Below are 19,108 nucleotides of genomic sequence, written 5' to 3'. Positions count from 1 at the left end.
TTATGGTTATTCAGATTTTAAAATCTAAAATTCATCGTGCAAAAGTAACGCAAGCCGAACTTAACTATGTCGGAAGCATTACTATTGATGAAGATTTAATGGATGCGGCAAATATTATTGCAAACGAGCGTGTGCAGGTGGTAAACAATAATAATGGTGCACGTTTTGAAACTTATGCGATAAAAGGAGCACGCGGATCAGGAACGGTTTGTTTAAATGGTGCAGCTGCTCGTTTGGCACAGGTTGGCGATATTGTGATCATCATGTCATACGGATTTTTGCCGATGGAAGAAGCAAAAGTTTACGAACCAATTTTAGTATTTCCGGATAACGACAACAAACTCATTTAATTTATGCTTGATAAATTAGCAGTAGTAAAAAGTAAAATAGTTAGTGCCGAACAAGCAAAACACATTGTTGCTGCCTGGCGCTTAACCAATCAAAAAATTGCTTTTACCAATGGCTGTTTTGATATTTTACATGCCGGCCATGTTATCAGCCTGGCTGGCGCAGCTTCTTTTGGCAACCGTTTAATTGTAGGCGTAAATGCCGATGCTTCTGTTAAGCGTTTAAAATCTGCCGGAAGGCCAATTCAAAAAGAAGCAGACCGCGCACTGTTGATCGCCGCCATGCACTTTGTAGATCTCGTGGTTGTTTTTGAGGAAGATACACCAGAAAAACTGATACAATTAATTAGTCCGGATGTGCTGGTAAAAGGCGGCGATTATAAAGTAGAAGAAATTGCAGGTGCACAATGGGTTTTAGATCACGGCGGAAAAGTAGAACTGATCAATTATCTGGATAACAGTTCCAGCACCAACATTATCCGGAAAATTAGGGAAGGCTTGTAGTTTTTTACCTGATAAAAGAAGCATCATTATCTCCGAAACATATTGATCCAGAAATTTTCAAAATGAAAATCAAAATATATTATTCTTTTATAATTGGGGCTTTAGCTGTTCTTTTAAGTTCGTTTAATTATGTTTCGGCATTAAAAAATGGCATATGGCTGGCTAAACTAAAAACAACTTCCGGCAATTATATTCCTTTCAATTTTGAATTGAAAGACAGCGCTGGTAAAAAGCTGATGACGATTATCAACGGAAAAGAAAGGTTTAAAGTAACTGATATTACCGTTAAAGGCGATTCTGTTTTGATTAAAATGCCTTTGTTTGATTCGGAAATCAGGGCTGCTTTAAGTTCAGGTTTTCTTCGCGGAAACTGGGTAAGGCATTTAGGTAACCGCAATGTACTGGTTCCTTTTTCTGCTGAGCCGGATGTTTCCTGGCGTTTCTTTTCGTCTCCCGCAAAACCAAAATATACTATTTCCGGCCGTTGGTCTGCTACTTTTACCGACGAAGATTTGCAAAATAAAGATGTTACCGTTGGCGAATTTAAACAAACCGGAAACGATATTACCGGTACATTTTTAACCACAACCGGCGATTATCGCTTTTTACAGGGAACAGTTTCGGGAGATGAATTGTACTTGTCGTGCTTTGATGGTTCGCATGCTTTTTTGTTTACGGGGAAAATCAGTAATAGCCAAACAATTACCAACGGAAAGTTTTATTCGGGCGCTTCTTCTGTTCAGTTATGGAATGCTGTTAAAAATGAAAATGCTAAACTGCCTGATGCTTATTCGCTTACCGTTTTAAAGCCAGGGTATAAAAAAATTGATTTTACTTTTCCTGATCTCAACAAAAAACCGGTTTCTCTAACTGACGATCAGTTTAAAAACAAAGTAGTTATTTTACAAATAATGGGTTCCTGGTGCCCAAACTGTATGGACGAAACTGCTTATCTGGTTGATTTCTACAAAAAATACCATGTAAAAGGAGTAGCTGTTTTAGGATTGGCTTACGAGCGGACAACTGATTTTGCTACCTCGAAAAAGAATATTGAGCAGTTGAAAAACCGGTTTAATGTTCCATACGATTTGCTGGTTACCGGATACACGAACAATAAAAACGAAGCTGCCAAAAGCCTCCCTGCACTATCGGGCATTGTTGGTTTTCCAACCACTATTATTATCGATAAAAAAGGCGATGTACGTAAAATTCATACTGGTTTTAGCGGGCCCGGAACCGGAGATCATTATACCGAATTTACCCATGAGTTTGAAACTTTGATTAACCAGTTGCTGGCAGAAAAGTAAGTATTATCTTGTTTCAAAAGCGCCAAAAATCATTTTTAATACTGCCAATACAATTGCAAACAGGGCTGCGGTAAAAAAACCATCAACACTAAAACCGCTTAACATACTGGAAACCAGTAATACCATACAAACAGTGATGATAAATGAAAGCAGCCCTAATGTTAAAATATTAATCGGGAAGGTAAGTATCCGCAAAATAAAACCAATTGTTGCATTAACTACCGCTAATAAAACGCCGGTAAGTACGGCTGTAAAATAACCGTTTACATGTACGCCCGGTATTACATGCGCGGCTATAAAAACAGCCAATCCGGTTAATAAAATTTCAATTATAAATCTCATAGCAATATAATAACAAGTGCAAATCTATATTTTTTTAAATGCCTGCTCTTTTTTATGCGGTAAAAACAGCATAATGATTTATTAAGTTTGCTGTAATAAAAAGATTAAGAGCTTGACTGTTAAATAATTTATTTATATTTGTAACCATTAAAGAAAGAGGGGCATCGTTCCCTCTTTTCTTTTAACCGTTAATTTTGAAATATGACTATTGAACAGCAGGTAAAAAACCTGGTAGAAGAAAAGATTAGCGACCGGCCGGATTTGTTTTTAGTTGATGTAAAAATGCACGTTAACGGTAAACTGATTGTACTGGTAGATGGAGACCAGGGAATCGGGATTGCAGATTGTGCAGCAATCAGCAGGCATGTTGGCTTTCATCTCGAAGAAAACAATGTAATTGAACAAGCGTATAACCTGGAAGTTTCTTCGCCGGGAATAGATTATCCTTTAAAATCTGTAAGGCAATATCAAAAAAATATTGGCCGAAACTTACATTTAAAATTAACAGATGGCAGCCAGAAAGAAGGTAAACTAATAGCTGCTGATGATGAAGGCATATTGATAGAAGAAAAAATAACCGTAAAAGGTAAAAAAGCTACGTTTGCAGAAACAAAGCTGCCTTATACACAAATAAATGAAGCAACCGTTTTAATATCGTTCAAATAAAAAGGTGCTAAAAGAAGCAACAAAAAATTGGAACATTGTTTGAATAGATAATTTTTGATGAAAAAATGAGCAACATAAATTTAATTGATTCTTTTCAGGAATTTAAAGATTTCAAAAACATCGACCGGCCAACCATGATGAGTGTGATGGAAGATGTTTTGAGAAGTATGATCAGAAAAAAATACGGCACAGATGAAAATTGCGATATTATCGTAAATACAGATAATGGGGATTTGGAAATCTGGCGTACGCGGATAGTAATGGAAGATGGTTTTTCTGAGGATGATGACCTGGAAATAGAACTGGCCGAAGCAAAAACCTACGATCCGGACCTGGAAGTAGGCGATGAACATATTGAACTCATTACACTGGAAAGTTTCGGCCGGCGTGCAATTTTAGCTGCCCGCCAGACTTTGGTTTCCAAAGTTTTAGAGCTGGAGAAAGATGAGATCTACAAAAAATACAAAGACCGCGTTGGCGAAATTGTAACGGGGGAAGTTTATCAGGTTTGGAAAAAAGAAACGCTGATCCTGGATGATGAAGGCAATGAACTGTTGCTTCCAAAAACAGAACAAATTCCGGCAGATTACTTTAAAAAAGGTGATTCCGTTCGTGCTGTTATCTATAAAGTTGATATGATGAACAGCAACCCTAAAATTATCATCTCTCGTACCGCTCCAGAATTTTTACAACGTTTGTTTGAAATGGAGGTACCGGAAATATTTGATGGGCTGATCACCATTAAAAAAATTGTACGCGAACCAGGCGAAAGGGCAAAAGTAGCGGTAGAATCTTATGATGACCGTATTGATCCGGTTGGTGCTTGTGTTGGTATGAAAGGTTCCCGGATCCACGGCATTGTCCGAGAGTTAAAGAATGAAAATATCGACGTTATCAATTTTACAAATAACGCGTCTTTATACGTTCAGCGGGCACTTTCTCCTGCTAAAATTACTTCTATTAAACTGGATGATGACAAGAAGACAGCTGCGGTTTATTTAAAACCAGACCAGGTATCATTAGCGATTGGCCGTGGCGGGCATAATATAAAACTGGCAGGTAAATTGACAGGTTATGAAATAGATGTTTACCGTGAAGTAGATGAGCATGAAGAAGATGTGGACATCGAAGAATTTTCTGATGAGATTGATGGCTGGATCCTGGATGAGTTTAAACGTATCGGTTTAGATACTGCAAAATCAATTTTAAACCTAAGTGTTGACGAATTAGTTAAACGTACTGACCTGGAAGAAGAAACCGTTAAAGAAGTGCTGTCAATTTTACACTCAGAATTTGAATAAAATGAAATAACAAATTAAAAAAATGTACTTTTGTATAAAAAGCGCAGAAAGCAATATAAATGTCAGAAGACAAATCTATAAAATTATTTAAAGCAGCAAAAGAGCTGAACATAGGCACTGGTACTATAGTTAGTTTCCTGGGAGGGAAAGGCTATAAGGTAGAAAACAAACCGACTACTAAACTGGAGCCTGATATGTATGAGGCTCTTTTGAAAGAATTTCAGGGTGATAAAAATATAAAAGAGGAAGCCAAGCAAATCAGCATTGGAAAAATCAGAAAAGAAGAAGCAGTCCATGTTGCAGAGCGGCCGGCTGCTTTTTCTGGTAAAGATAAAGATATAGAGCACCACGAAGTTTTAATAAAAAATTCCACTAATTACCCTGATACTGCAAGGCCTGCTGCACATAACCAGGGCACAAAAGATGATTCTTCTTTACCGGGCGTAAAAGTAGTAGGCAAAATAAATTTAGATGACTTGAATGGCAAGGGCCGCCAAGAAAAAGAGGTGGTAAAAGAAGCACCGAAGGCTGATGTTAAACCGGTTGAAACAATAAAACCTGTAGAAGTTAAGCCGGAAATGGTTAAGCCCGAAGCAGCAAAACCAGTTGCAACCGTTGAGCCTGTTCAACAAAAACAACCTGAGCCGGCAGCAACAACAACACCTCCTGCTCCGGTACAAAAGACACAGGAAACAGAAAAAGAGGTGATAAAAGAAGCACCCAGAACAGAAGTGCCGCAGCAAGCACCTGCACAAATACCGGTTGCTGCTAAAGCACCGGAGGCAAAGGCACCAGAAATAGTTGCGGTGCAGCCAATACCAACACCCGTTGTTGCATCTGCTCCGGCAGAAGAAGCAGTACCTGAATCTGAAGTGATCAGGGCACGTGCAGACCGTTTAACCGGTCCGAATGTAATTGGCAGGATGACTTTGCCTGTTACACCGCCAAAACGGAAAGACCAGCCTGTAGCATCTTCTAACGTAGGCAATAACAGCACTGCCGATCAGAAACGAAAACGCAAACGTAAAGAAAACGGTCCGGGACAGCCGCCCCATACGGGTCAGGCACCTAATAATCAGGGTTCACATCCGCAAGGCAATGCAGGTTCTCATGCCCCTGGCCAAAACCAGCGTCCGCCTGCAAGTGGCGCAGGTAACCGTCCGCCTTTTAACAGAAACACAAACAATAATAACCGGCCAGACAATAGAAATGCGCATGGCAATAACCGGCCTGCACCTTCATCTGGTCCGAAAGAAGAACCAACAGAAAAGGAAATCCAGGATCAGATTAAAGCTACTTTAGCTCGTTTAAGCGGTGCTGGTAAATCCGGTAAATTTGCTCAGCGTGCTAAACTTCGCCGTCAAAAACGCGATGATTATGCTTCTTCGGCAGAAGATGCAGCAATGGAACAACAGTTACAATCCAAAGTACTTAAAGTTACCGAATTTGTTACGGCAAATGAGTTGGCTTCCATGATGGATGTATCTGTCACTCAGATTATTTCTACCTGTATGAGCCTCGGCTTGTTCGTTTCTATTAACCAGCGCCTGGATGCAGAAACATTGACCATTGTAGCCGATGAGTTTGGTTATGAGGTAGAGTTTGTTAAACCGCAAGATGAAGAAGGTAGTTTAGATGAAGCAGATGCTGCGGATACTTTGGTCCCGCGTGCACCAATTGTAACCATTATGGGCCACGTAGATCATGGTAAAACATCGTTACTGGATTTTATCCGCAAAACCAATGTAATAGCTGGTGAAGCAGGTGGAATTACACAGCATATTGGTGCTTACGAAGTTACCTTAGAAAATAAAAAGAAAATCACCTTCCTGGATACACCTGGCCACGAAGCTTTTACAGCGATGCGTGCAAGGGGTGCACAGGTAACAGATATTGTAATTATTGTGATTGCTGCCGATGACAGCATTATGCCTCAAACCCGGGAAGCAATTAATCACGCCCAGGCAGCAGGTGCCCCAATTATTTTTGCCTTTAATAAAATTGACCGTCCCGGCGCTAATGCAAACAAAATACGCGAGCAGTTAGCAGGGATGAATATTTTGGTTGAAGATTGGGGTGGAAAATACCAGGCACAGGAAATATCTGCTAAAACCGGTTTAAATATTGATTTGTTACTTGAAAAGATATTGCTGGAAGCGGAATTATTGGAACTAACAGCCAATCCAAATAAACGTGCCGTTGGAACAGTGATAGAAGCTGCATTAGATAAAGGCCGTGGTATTGTAACAACAGTTTTAGTACAGTCCGGAAAATTACGTGTAGGCGATCCAATATTAGCAGGTTGTTATAGCGGACGTGTTAAAGCATTGACCAACGAACGCGGACAAAGAGTTGAAGAAGCCGGCCCGTCAACACCAGTACAAGTATTGGGTATGCAAGGTGCTCCAACAGCAGGCGACAAGTTTAATGCGATGGAAAGCGAAGTTGAAGCCCGGGAAATTGCGAACAAACGCTTACAACTGCAACGCGAACAAGGTTTAAGAACGCAAAAACATATTACGCTTGATGAGATTGGCCGTCGTTTAGCAATTGGAAACTTCAGGGAACTAAACATTATTGTAAAAGGTGATGTGGATGGTTCTATCGAAGCGCTTTCTGATTCCTTGTTAAAACTGTCAACCGAGCAAATCCAGGTAAATATTATTGGAAAAGCAGTTGGGCAGATTTCAGAATCTGATGTATTGCTTGCTTCTGCTTCTGATGCCATTATTATCGGTTTCCAGGTTCGCCCTTCCGGAAGTGCACGTAAATTAGCAGAGCAGGAACAAATAGATATTCGTTTATATTCTATCATTTACGATGCTATCAACGAAATTAAAGCAGCCATGGAAGGTATGTTGGCACCAACATTCGAAGAGAAAATTGTTGCCAACGTAGAAATTCGTGAAACATTTAAAATCAGTAAAGTTGGTACAATTGCAGGTTGTATGGTACTGGATGGAAAAATTAGCCGTAACAGTAAAATCAGGATTGTACGTGATGGCGTAGTGATTTATACAGGAGAATTAGCTTCTTTAAAACGTTATAAAGACGATGTAAAAGAAGTAGCAACAGGTTATGAGTGCGGTTTAAACATCAACAACTTTAATAACATTGAAGTAGGCGATATTGTAGAAGCTTACGAAAATGTAGAGGTGAAAAGGAAACTGGCTTAAAATTAAAAGAGGTGCAAACTTATATCACGACTTCATTTAAAGATTATAAAAGTGCCGTTCGTGAAGATATTCTGAAACTTGAAATGACTTTACGAGGAGAAATTAAAGACAGCAAATTAGATGTTTACAAAGCAATATTTATCACCAGTGTTGTACAACTTATTGCAATTTTAGTTGGTGTATTGGCAATTGTTAAGTTTATGCAATAAGTTTGTTCATTTAAAAAGTTTGAAAATATTGAGCCTTACTATTTAAAAAATAGCAAGGCTCTTTTTTTGTAATGCTTCTTTTACCTATATAAAAACAGTATTTGTAAAATAGTAATTAAATTGTAAAGTGCAAATGCAAAACCTGGTAAACGATACGCCAACCCCAAAAAGGAATTACGAATTTGTAGATGCTATCCGCTGCATTGCAATGATTAGTATCGTTGCCGAACATTCTATCTCTTTTGATGAACATGTTTATCATCCTACAGATACTTTAAGTAAAGTTGTTTTTGCAACATTCATGCAATTGGTAAAATTTGGTACGATCAACTTTTTCTTATTAGCAGGTTTTCTTATTGGCGAAAAATTTACTGATTATTCTCCTTTGGAATATTTAAACAGACGGGTGAAAAATACATTTATGCCCTGGGTTTTTTGGTCGTTATTTTTCCTGACAATTATGATCGTTACAGATTTTATTTCGGCCTACCGTTTTAATAACGGACACTTAGATAAAAATTATAGTGATGATTTAATTGATCATTTAAAAGCCATTTATTTATATAGCAACTATTGGTTTATTCCTAATTTTCTCTGTTGTATCACCGTTCTTTTAATATTTAGAAAGTATTTGTACTCTTATCTTTTTGGGGCAATACTACTTATTTTTACTTCGGTTTATGTCATTAATATATACGGACAATGGGTAGATGCAAGACATTCAACAGCAATTTTAGGCTTTGTTTTTTTTCTGTGGTTGGGAGCACAATTTAACAGGAATCTTACAAGCATAGAAGCTTGGTTAGGAAAAACGCCTGTTTTAATTTGGGTCTTAGCAGCAATAATTGCTTTAGTATGCGGTGTTAGGGAAAGCCTGTTTTTAAAAAGCATATATAGCATTGATCCTTACAATAGTTTGCGGATCAGTAATATTTTCTATTCACTGATTTGCTTTTTTTTATTACTTAAAATCAAAAGCTTCAAACTTGTAACTTGTCTAAAACCAAGAGAAACAACTTACGGTATCTATCTCATACATTACATATTAATTGCCATGGTTTTGACAGAAATTTTTAGACCTTTAAAATTTGATGTTACAAATTTACCATTGATAAAGCTTGTTGGTTACCAGATACTGCGTTTTATAATAGTATATACAACAACATTTGTTATAGTAACTCTAATAAACAGAACCCGGTTTAAGTGGTCAATTGGAAGATAATTAAGACATTTATGTAGATAAAAACAGTATAAGTATTTATTTACTTTTTGTAGATATTAGCTTCACCAACGTTTCAAAGTGTTCCTGGAAATAAAAATCATAACTGTTTTCCCCTTCGGGGATAACATTTGGCGTATCAAAAAAGGTTTCTAAAATCCGAGGAACTTTTAAACCTTCGGCAATTGAAAAAGGGAAAGATTGATTTCCGATAAAAAATTTACATCCTGCAATAATTTCTGCGAGTTGTAAAAAATCAGTTGCTTCAAAGTATCGGATGTTCGGTATTTCTAATTTCATTTCTTCAAACTCAGCCTTTACACCTACAAAAACTAAATTTGAATAATTGCGGAGGAAAGAATAATCAACAAAAGGACTGCGATAACGCTGACTTCTGGCAATAATAATTGTATCAGAATAATTTAAATTGGGCTTTACTTCCAGCCAGCTTTTGTACAGATCTGCATTAATGCCAAAAATATATCCATACCACCTGGCGATACTTCCTCGATCAAGCATTAGCCCAGCCCTTCTTATTTGATCCAAATCAATATCTATTCTTTGATCAGAATAAATTTCGCAAATGTTTATATAAGTTTGTGAGGATAGCAAGGGAAGCAACATTTGCGCCATTCGCTCATTAAGCATCACACTACCTAAAGGATGTTTAAAATGTAAGGCTAAGTTATGCGGCTGCTCTAATTTAAGGTATAAGTTAACTGGCTTTTGTACAAGTTGCCAGATTTTTTTGATAGTTGGCAATGCGTAAACAATATCTCCGGCATTTCCACTATGAATAAAATTTAGGGAGGTTGTTTTATCAGCTATTTCAATAATTTTATTTATATCCAAAGCATGGCCATCATTTACAAACTTGTTAAGTTTAACTGCTTTTCTATACTCTTTTAAAATAAATTTATATTGTTTATACGCTTTAACATCATTCAGTTTTAGCCAAAGCTCCTGGAGCTTATTCTTTTTCTGAAAACTTTCGTAATGCTTCATTATTTAAAAGACTTTGGAAATTAACTATTGCAGTAGCATGTTAGCCCTAGATTAACATTAATAATAAATAAAGTTAAGGTTAATCAGGAATGTGGTTTTTAGGATGACCGGCTTTATAATAAAGATAATCTCTGTTGGGTTCATAATGGTTTTCAGCAGAATAAGGAGATTCAAACAAATCCCCCACTAAATCCTCACGAACAAAGAAAGCATTACTGCCGGTAAACACACAGCCAACCAAACAATAACCTTTTTGATTCCCTAATTGTTCTAAAGCAAGCAATGAAGTGCCAAAGTGGCTGGTTTTATCCCACATTCTTTTAGGATTATATTTTACCACAAAATGAGTATCAGGTCTGAAAATGGAATTGTATTCGATAATAACCACGCGTGGTTTATATTTTGTAATGGCCTGCCAAACATGATAGTCATTGTAGTCAATATCAATCGAAAGTAAATCAGGTTCTGCAGGAGCATTAGCTTCATCAAAAAGTGATTCAATGTTTTCAGCGTTTATAAATGCATGCTTAATTTTTAAACGGCCGGCTTCTAATAAATTTCTGAAACGTTCTGAGATTTGTTTACAATCACGGCGCTTCCTTCTATCCATAAACCTTTCCAATCTTTATACAACAAGTTTGTTGAATTACATTCTAATCCGTTCTCAACGCCAAATTCTATAAAATACTTATTAGTGTAACCGATCCTGTTAAAAATTTCCTGAATAATACCATCTTCTCCATTTTGAGAAAATACCTGATATTCATGCATATTGAGACGTTTTGAATTAGCGTATTTTGGATTATTATATAAATGTTCAGAAAGAAACTGTGTAACCGTAATCCCTTTATTATCATCCAGTTTTTTATGTAGAACATTTAATAAATCCCTTATTTGAGCAATTCTTTTGATGAAGTTAAGACCCATGAGCTATGTATGATAAAGATTATAAATCAGAAAAGTAAAATGATATAAATTAACAATTATTTTGAAAGTTGATTTACCAATGATTCAAAATGATTTTGAAAGTAAAAGTCATAAGCATTTTTTCCTTCAGGAATAACATTAGATATATGATAATAAGCTTCCAATATTCGAGGCACTTTTAATCCTTCAGCAATAGAATAAGGGAATGATTGATTACCTATAAAAAATTTACATCCGGCAATAATGCGGGTTAATTCTAAAAAATCTTTAACCTGTATCCATTGAAGGTTAGGAACTATCTTTTTCATAGTTTCGTATTCTGATTTTACGCCTACAAATAATACATTATTGTAATTTTTTAAAAAAGAATAATCAATAGTAGAATTACAGTAACGCTCACTTCGCGCTAAGATAATTTTATCAGCATAGGAAAAATCAGATTCTGTATTAAGCCAGGATTTCCAAAGTTCGGGTGTAATACCAGTTACATAGCTGTACCACCTTGCTAAATTAGAATTAGTTTGGGAGATTATTTTAGAACGAAAAAAATCCAAATCAATATGGATTTTCTGATTTTGATAAGTTTCACACTTATGTAAATAATTCTGCAAATTTAAAATAGGATACAACATTGCAGCCATTGATTGATTAAGCCTTACATTTCCCATAGGATGCGAATTGTATCCTGACATAATCAAAGGTTGATTTAAACGCAAGTAAAAATTAATAGGTACACCCGTTAATTCAAAAATCTTTTTGATTGTAGGCAAAGCATATATAATATCTCCTGCATTGCCACTATGAATGATGTTTAATTGCTTGTCTTCTTTGGCAACCGCTATGATTTTTTCTTGTGTATCTAATCGATCACTTCCGGTAAAAAAGTTTAATACTTCTTGCTCTGTGTAATTGCTCTGTTCCCACTTATACTGTTTGTACAGATTTCGGTCTTTGTATTTCAGCCAAAGTTTGCTTACTAAACTTCTCTTTTTAAACATATTCCTTTGTGTTTACTTGTTAATCTGCATTAAAAGTTTGCATATCGATCAGCCTTTTGTACAAGCCGTTTTGGTTGACCAATTGCTGGTGATTTCCTTGCTCTACAATTCGCCCGTTTTCTAAAACAACAATTTCATCGGCGTTTTGAATGGTGCTTAAACGATGTGCAATAATTAAGGAAGTTCGGTTTTTGGTAAGATTATTCAAAGCGTCTTGAACTAATTTTTCTGATTCGGTATCTAAAGCCGAAGTTGCTTCATCCAAAAGCATAATTGGCGGATTGCTTAAAACGGCACGCGCGATAGAAATACGCTGTTTTTGCCCGCCGGAAAGTTTGGAGCCGCGATCACCGATATTGGTTTGATAACCGTTTTCTGTATTTAAAATAAACTCATGCGCATTAGCAATTCGGGCAGCAGCTTCTACTTCTGCCTGTGTGGCATTTGGTTTTGCAAAAGCGATGTTGTTAAAAATAGTATCGTTAAATAAGATAGATTCCTGGTTTACGATACCCATTAATCCGCGTAAAGAATCCGTTTTTACGTGTTGGATATCTTTTCCATCAATCAAGATCCTTCCGCTTTTAGGTTCGATAAACCTGGGCAATAAATCCATTAACGTAGATTTTCCGCCGCCAGAAGGGCCAACTAATGCAATGTTTTTTCCTTTCGGAATGGTAAGCGATACTTCTTTTAGCACCTCTTTTTCCTGATAAGCGAAAGAAACATTTTCCAGGCGGATGCTCTCCGAAAAAGTATCGATAAAAACAGCATCGGGCGCATCTTTAATCTGAGCCTTTTCATCAATCAGTTCCAATACGCGTTCGCCGGCAGCAATGCCTGAATGAATGTTACTGAAAGCATCAGAAATGGCTTTTGCCGGACGCATCACCTGCGAAAACAAAATAATATAGAGAATAAAAGCTTCTGGTGTAAGGGCATCAGATTGATGATTGATGATGAGCGATCCACCATATAATACAACGCCCGCAACCATTGAAACGCCTAAAAATTCTGACATTGGAGAAGCCATCTGCTGCCGTTTTGCCATAGAACGGATAATGCGGGAATAACTGTTGTTTTCGTTGCTGAATTTTTGTTTGATAAAAGAAGTAGCGTTAAATGCTTTAATGATTTTTATGCCAGACAATGCCTCGTCTAAATAACTGATCATTGTACCGTATGATTGTTGTGATGCGGCTGCCTGTTGTTTTAAACTTTTTACAATCCGGGAAATTACAAATGCCGAAACCGGGATCACCAGTAACGAAAACAAAGTAAGTTTAAAGCTGATTAAAAACAGCATCACAATGTAAGCGATCAACTGAAAAGGTTCTTTAAAAACCACCTGTAATGTGCCGGTAACGGAGAACTGGACTACCTGTACATCCGAAGCAATTTTAGAAATAATATCACCTTTACGCTCGTTGCTAAAATAGCCTAAATGTAAGTCCATTACATTGTTAAAAACAGTTTTTCTTAGGTTAAGCAACGTATGGATTCTTAGGTTTTCCATAATACGCTGGGAAACATACCTAAAAAGATTGCCTAAAAAAGTTGCTACAATAATGGCAATGCAAACAAATTTTAAAGCATTTAAAAGGCCATAATGTACGTTTGCATACTGTACATAATAGGTAAAGGTATCTACAACAGAAAAAAAACTTTTAGGCTTTGCTATAAGCGTTGTTGTTCTGTCTTTAGCAAATAACGTTGTTAAAAGAGGCGCTACTAAAGTTAAGTTTAGTGTGTTAAAAATAACGGATAAAATAGTAGCGATAAAATAAGGAATAGCGAATTTTTCTATCGGTTTGGCAAAGGAAAGCAGGCGGAAGTAGGTTTTCATTAAAAGCGTTAAGCCTGTAAAATTAAGAAAATATTAGAGGTCGGCAGTGTTTTAGTCGATTCATCAACACGATACAGAATAAATACTATTGATGTTATAAATCAACTTTAAAGCTCGTAAACTTATTACAAATGGTTGTTCATATATTGTAAATGGACTAAAAATTATTTTTTATTAAATCTATCAATTTGGATTTGAAAAGCTAATAAAATATATCTGGTAACAAAATTTGTCCTTGTATCAACAACAGAATTTCCATTAATATTTCTTTGAATATTATTTACTTGGTTTAATAAATCTGTGAATGTTATACGCACACTTCCATTATATTTTTTGAACAACTTTTGTCCAATTGAAGCATTCAAGATAAGCGGGTTCCCGATTAATGAGGGTTGATAGCCTTTATTGATTTTTTTAGTGGCATCAAAACTTAAATTTAAAGAATTTAAGATATTTATCCAACTCGAGCCTTTAAACTGTAAAATCTGAATCGGCGCTATATTACTTGAATTTATTGAGTAACTATTATAATTGTAGCTGTAATCAACAACTCCATCAAAACCTATATTTTTTGTGTTGACCCAAAGTCGCGCTTGCTGGGTAAAAATTATTTTGGTTATAAAACTCTTGTTATTGTCGGTATAGATTGTTCCATTGCTGTAACTTGTTCCCCCTATCATGCTTGTATTGAATTTCACTGCTTTAATTACGAGTGGGGGAAAAGTATAATTATATGAACTACCTATATTATAGGTGCCATTAACGTTTAAATAACGATTTTCTTGCTTAAAGCTATTCAAGGTATCTTTTACTAATACTGTGTTTGCTACAATTTGATTTTGTGTGGCTGAACCATAGAGGCCCAATAGTAAAATTGAATTCGTATTAGGATGTATAACTCTAAAATTAAAATTTACCAAATGAGTTATAGCAGGGCTTAAATAAGGATTCCCAATTATGCTGATTTGTACATTACGGAGATCCTTAATTGGTAATAACTTTTCAAAATCAGGGTATAATGTATTTGCTGAATAGCGAAAACTAAAAGTTTTTTCCTTTGAAAAATCATAGGTAAAAATAACTGTAGGAATAAAGTTAAAGTAAGATTTGGATATATTGTAATTCCTATCATCGTAAGTCATATCTCGTAAGTTATATTGCAAAGCTAAATTCAATTTCGTGGACAATTTTCCCTTAGTATAATTATAGTTAATGCCTGTGGTGCTTGTGTTAAAAACCGTATGGTAAATATTACTTAGCGAGTCAATCCTGTATTTATTACCAGTTAAATCGACTAAGTCTGTAAAAAATGTATTATTGGTTTTTGCTTTTTCGAACTTATAAAACATGTTTAAATTCATATTATCTTTAATAGGTTCTGCATACTCCATATCCAAAGAAGAAGATAAAGTTTTGCTATCGGTATTAATCACTCTATGAAATAGCGAATCTTTAAGCAACGCATTACTATCGCTAATATAACCTGTTTTATCGCTTATATCTTGACTGTTTACATTATCATTTTTATTAACAATTAAGTCTAAGCTTATGCTTCTACCTCTTTTTTTAAACTGATGGCTTACTGAAAAAGAACCATTATATATTGGCACACTTGAAATCGCATTAGTATTTGTATAATTCATTTGATGAATCACTCCACTTTGAATTCCACTAGTAGTCATAATGTTTTCAACATCTGAATTTTGAACAGATAATGATGCAGTAATAAAATTGGACTCATCAGGTATGTATTGGATATTTGAATTTAATGAATAATTACTTCTATTACCTTCGGTTAAGTTTGAACTATTATTGTAGATAGTTCCAAAACCATTAAAGGTTTCATTTGAACTGGAAGTACTAAGTTTACTATGCGACTGCTGATAGTTAAAGTCTCCGTTAAAAACGATTTTCTCTCCTATATTATTTCTATAATTTAATCTTAAAAAATTGGCAGTTGTTATGCCACTCTCATTGCTGGCTGTGTTTAGACTTGTATTTAGTGAAATCTGTTTGGTATCTTTCCAATAATTACCATTTAGGTTCATTCCATAGCGTTTGTCCGTTCCACTGTTTAAAGCTACTCCTCCAAACGTACCACTATTAATGTTGGAATTTGTTACAAGATTTAGCATTTTTTCGCCAACGCCATTTTTGATGCCTGTAAAGTTTGCCCGATCACCATAATCATTGATAACTTGTAATTTTGAAATGATATTTGCCGGCAACTGTGTTATGAACTCGGTTACATTACCAGAGAAAAAATCTTTTCCGTTTACTCTTAATTTGGAAATGGACTGTCCTTCAAACGTTAAGTTACCGTTATTATCAATTTCTATTCCAGGAAGATGTTTAAGTATTTCTTTTACCCGAGCGTATTTTTCAACTGGGTATGCCAGAGCATTGTATTCGATTGTGTCTTTTTTGAAAATAACCGGTGTTACCTTACCTTTTATCTGTACTTCTTTCAATGCTGTTGTAACTGGTCGCAAAACAATTGACTTTAATTGCATGATCGTCTGATCTTTTTGAAAAGAAAAACGAAAAAAAGGACTTTTATAGATTAGTGAAATTATGGAAAGTGAAAAATCATTATCTCTGATATTATTAAAGATAAATCCCCCTTTTTCATCACTTTTTGAGTAAAGGGTATCTTTGCCAGAAACCAGCCGGACATTCATTCCAATAATATTTTTATTAAAACTATCTTTTAGGTTTCCAGTAACGATTTTTTGTGCATAAGTATTAGATAGCAGGAACGAAAAAAACGTAATTAAACCTATATAAAATAGGTTACGCTTGTTCATTTCGATCAATCATAGTAAAAGATATTTAATATTGTAATTTAGAAGGTCATTTACTAATGATTGACTAAATTCTATAAAAATTAATATTAGTTGAATTAAATTTGTCACGTAATAAAAGTTGGACAAAGAGATGAACTGTAATTTTCTGTTCGTTCAATTGTGTTTTTAAGAGTTCTGCTGTTATATATTCTAGTACAAAATGTATTCTTGTAATATATTTAAATATGAGAAGTGCTTCTTAGTTTCAAATTGATCTTGGATCATGTTTTCTGCTTCCGATATTTTAGAAAAACTTTTTGCTGTTGCATTGTCTCAACAATTGTATTTTTCTGGTTATAATCTTTGTTTCAGTGAAACTCAATTAAAAAATTTTAGCATACATTACAGGTATACTAAACAGTTTGTTGAAAAGGATGCCAAATTAGGTCAGTGATTTCTATTCTGTTGCTTTGTGTCGTTTTAAGGCTTTAAAAACAGCCTAAATTTCTTTTACAATACAATCCGTTACTTACACAAATGCTCAGTGGATCATTTTTTATAATCATTGCACCTTTTTTAAATAAAGAGATGTTTAATACCCAAATTATCCCTGTTGCCCCTAACTAACTTATTCTCATAAAAACCACTAATTCTGGCATTGAATATTTTACAAACTATTATCGTTTATTTAAAAAAAACGCTATATGCACTTATTAGGAAAGTGAGTTTTAGAATCGAATAAATAATTGCAAGTGCTTAATTTTACAGGTATCATTTGCAATTAATGAAGCTATTTATTTTGGTTATGACAATTGATTTATAATTGATCTTCATAATAATTACTCTACATACACATAGCTCAGTTTTAGAAAAAGCTTACATCATTAAATCTTATCTACAACAAATTTAGTGATGTAAGCTTTAATTAAATATAAAATACAATTATAGAATTTTGTAAGGGCATATTAACTAACAATTACGTAGAAAAAAATTTTATTATTTTCTATGTGTAGTAAAAACCGTTAATAATTTTGATTAAAGTGTGATCCAGAGTTTGTTCCAGCATAACCCAACAGCAAACCTGTATCATCTCCCAGAAGGCTCAACTCACCAGTATTACTAAGGTATAAAGTAGCCCCACGATCTCCAGGCTGTCCAGTAAACCCACAATATCCCATAGTCCCAGAATCCCAAACTCCTCTACCCCGATTATCGTAAATAACTATATTATTATCAGGTTGAAAAGCAAGAATTTCACCTTTATGGTAAGTGTTAGATGCCCAGATAGCTCGCCCGCTTGAAGTTTGGTACTCTACTAAATTACCATCCCCTTGCCACGCTAAAAAGACGGATCCATCTGGAGAATATATAGTAAAACCGCTGGTATATCTATATTCAATTGACGGTTGACCAGGACGAGGCATAACTACTGCAGCCACTGCGTTAGGATCTACATACCTCCACCACAAGCCTTGTTTACAACTGAATGCAGAACTATGACTTGCAATAGGTTTTGCTTTTTTATTTACATGGATTGAATGTTTTAATACGTTGCTGCCAATACTTACAGGCAAAACTTTACTTAGATTATCTACCCCAATAAAAGAAAAAATCGAAAGAAGAATAAGCAAGATGATAGAGTTTTTCATAAAAAGTTGAAGTTTTAAGAGCCTGTTTAAATTTTGTTCAATATATTTTCTATGCTTCTTTTAGCACATGATAATCATTGACCTATTGTATTTTTTGTACTGAAACAGCATCTAAAAACAGAATTTACAGGCACAAGAGAAGCATTATAAATTTCTGATATAATTTTAAACAGACTCTTAAGTAAAAAAATTAATTATAATAATCTTGTCGAAAATGGCTACCGGAAGATGCATTAGACCCCATATTAATGTTGTCTCCAATTCCAACAAGAATAAGAGAACCGCCAGCATCAAGATTGGTAATGTATAAGTTTGCTCCCGCGTCTCCGTATTGTCCTTGATGAAAACACCATCCCATAGTACCAGAATCCCAAATCCCTCTACCTTGATTATCGTATATAACTATATTGTTATCGGGTTGAAATGCAAGGATTTCACCTCGATGATAAGTATTAGATGCCCAACGAGATCGTCCGGTTGCAGTTTCATAAAGTACTAGATTCCCATCGCCCTGCCATGCTAGAAAACAGCTTCTGTCTGGAGAATAAATTTGAAACCCACTGGTGTATCTATATGTAATTGAAGGTTGATTGTAAGTAGGCATATTAACTATAAGTCCACATCTACTATCTACAGAAACAAGTCCCAAAGCGCGTTTACAACTGAAAGCCGAACTTGGACTTACAGTAGATTTTGTTTTTTTATTAATAAGTGTTGAATCTTTTAACACTTTGCCAATACTAACAGGCAAAACCTTACTTAAATTACCAGGTCCAATAATTGTAAATACAGAAAAAAGAATAAATAAGAGGATAGAGTTTTTCAT

Annotated in this window: 17 protein-coding genes; 8 read left to right on the top strand and 9 right to left on the bottom strand. The window is 35.2% G+C overall.

Annotation, left to right across the window (positions count from 1 at the left end; genetic code table 11):
- Positions 1-2 precede the first annotated feature (2 nt).
- The 3 genes from panD to GO621_RS07100 all read left to right on the top strand — a co-directional run bounded on the left by panD (position 3) and on the right by GO621_RS07100 (position 2,158).
- Positions 3-350, top strand: a complete 348-nt coding sequence (gene panD, locus GO621_RS07110; RefSeq protein WP_157565520.1) for an aspartate 1-decarboxylase — start codon at positions 3-5, stop codon at positions 348-350.
- A gap of 3 nt (positions 351-353) precedes the next feature.
- Positions 354-851, top strand: a complete 498-nt coding sequence (gene rfaE2, locus GO621_RS07105; RefSeq protein ID WP_157565518.1) for a D-glycero-beta-D-manno-heptose 1-phosphate adenylyltransferase — start codon at positions 354-356, stop codon at positions 849-851.
- Positions 852-913: 62 nt separating this feature from the next.
- A complete protein-coding gene (locus GO621_RS07100; protein WP_157565516.1) occupies positions 914-2,158 on the top strand; it encodes a peroxiredoxin family protein in 1,245 nt (414 codons plus the stop codon).
- 3 nt (positions 2,159-2,161) lie between these two features.
- Here the strand turns inward: GO621_RS07100 and GO621_RS07095 are convergent, their stop codons facing one another.
- The gene (locus GO621_RS07095; protein WP_157565514.1) at positions 2,162-2,500 is read right to left on the bottom strand and encodes a phage holin family protein; all 339 of its coding nucleotides are present in this window, start codon (positions 2,498-2,500) and stop codon (positions 2,162-2,164) included.
- Positions 2,501-2,701: 201 nt separating this feature from the next.
- On the opposite strand from GO621_RS07095, the gene rimP reads away from it, so the two are divergent.
- From rimP to GO621_RS07070, 5 genes are all read left to right on the top strand, one after another.
- Positions 2,702-3,166 (top strand): ribosome assembly cofactor RimP, encoded by a 465-nt coding sequence (gene rimP, locus GO621_RS07090; RefSeq protein ID WP_157565512.1) that lies wholly within the window; start codon positions 2,702-2,704, stop codon positions 3,164-3,166.
- Between the two features lie 65 nt (positions 3,167-3,231).
- Positions 3,232-4,467, top strand: a complete 1,236-nt coding sequence (nusA, locus tag GO621_RS07085) for a transcription termination factor NusA (RefSeq protein WP_157565511.1) — start codon at positions 3,232-3,234, stop codon at positions 4,465-4,467.
- 59 nt (positions 4,468-4,526) lie between these two features.
- Positions 4,527-7,643, top strand: a complete 3,117-nt coding sequence (gene infB / locus GO621_RS07080) for a translation initiation factor IF-2 (RefSeq protein WP_157565509.1) — start codon at positions 4,527-4,529, stop codon at positions 7,641-7,643.
- 11 nt (positions 7,644-7,654) lie between these two features.
- Complete coding sequence (locus GO621_RS07075) at positions 7,655-7,852, top strand: hypothetical protein (protein WP_157565508.1); 198 nt, start codon at positions 7,655-7,657, stop codon at positions 7,850-7,852.
- A 133-nt stretch (positions 7,853-7,985) separates the two neighbouring features.
- Complete coding sequence (locus GO621_RS07070) at positions 7,986-9,074, top strand: acyltransferase family protein (protein WP_157565506.1); 1,089 nt, start codon at positions 7,986-7,988, stop codon at positions 9,072-9,074.
- Between the two features lie 36 nt (positions 9,075-9,110).
- Here GO621_RS07070 and GO621_RS07065 read toward each other — a convergent pair whose 3' ends face one another.
- From GO621_RS07065 to GO621_RS07035, 8 genes are all read right to left on the bottom strand, one after another.
- A complete protein-coding gene (locus tag GO621_RS07065; RefSeq protein WP_157565504.1) occupies positions 9,111-10,076 on the bottom strand; it encodes a hypothetical protein in 966 nt (321 codons plus the stop codon).
- A gap of 79 nt (positions 10,077-10,155) precedes the next feature.
- The gene (locus GO621_RS18770; protein ID WP_198170162.1) at positions 10,156-10,698 is read right to left on the bottom strand and encodes an FkbM family methyltransferase; all 543 of its coding nucleotides are present in this window, start codon (positions 10,696-10,698) and stop codon (positions 10,156-10,158) included.
- The gene (locus GO621_RS18765; protein ID WP_198170161.1) at positions 10,626-11,003 is read right to left on the bottom strand and encodes a hypothetical protein; all 378 of its coding nucleotides are present in this window, start codon (positions 11,001-11,003) and stop codon (positions 10,626-10,628) included. The genes GO621_RS18770 and GO621_RS18765 overlap by 73 nt, the downstream gene beginning before the upstream one ends.
- A 56-nt stretch (positions 11,004-11,059) precedes the next feature.
- The gene (locus GO621_RS07055; protein ID WP_157565502.1) at positions 11,060-12,001 is read right to left on the bottom strand and encodes a hypothetical protein; all 942 of its coding nucleotides are present in this window, start codon (positions 11,999-12,001) and stop codon (positions 11,060-11,062) included.
- Positions 12,002-12,020: 19 nt separating this feature from the next.
- Positions 12,021-13,847: an ABC transporter ATP-binding protein gene (locus tag GO621_RS07050; RefSeq protein WP_157565501.1), complete on the bottom strand. Its 1,827-nt coding sequence runs from the start codon at positions 13,845-13,847 to the stop codon at positions 12,021-12,023.
- A 164-nt stretch (positions 13,848-14,011) separates the two neighbouring features.
- Positions 14,012-16,654: an outer membrane beta-barrel protein gene (locus GO621_RS07045; RefSeq protein WP_157565499.1), complete on the bottom strand. Its 2,643-nt coding sequence runs from the start codon at positions 16,652-16,654 to the stop codon at positions 14,012-14,014.
- A gap of 1,001 nt (positions 16,655-17,655) precedes the next feature.
- Positions 17,656-18,282, bottom strand: a complete 627-nt coding sequence (locus tag GO621_RS07040; protein WP_157565497.1) for a hypothetical protein — start codon at positions 18,280-18,282, stop codon at positions 17,656-17,658.
- Positions 18,283-18,472: 190 nt separating this feature from the next.
- The gene (locus GO621_RS07035) at positions 18,473-19,108 is read right to left on the bottom strand and encodes a hypothetical protein (RefSeq protein ID WP_157565495.1); all 636 of its coding nucleotides are present in this window, start codon (positions 19,106-19,108) and stop codon (positions 18,473-18,475) included.

Source organism: Mucilaginibacter arboris (assembly GCF_009754915.1).
GTDB lineage: Bacteria > Bacteroidota > Bacteroidia > Sphingobacteriales > Sphingobacteriaceae > Mucilaginibacter_A > Mucilaginibacter_A arboris.
This window is presented reverse-complemented; position numbering and strand designations above follow the sequence as displayed.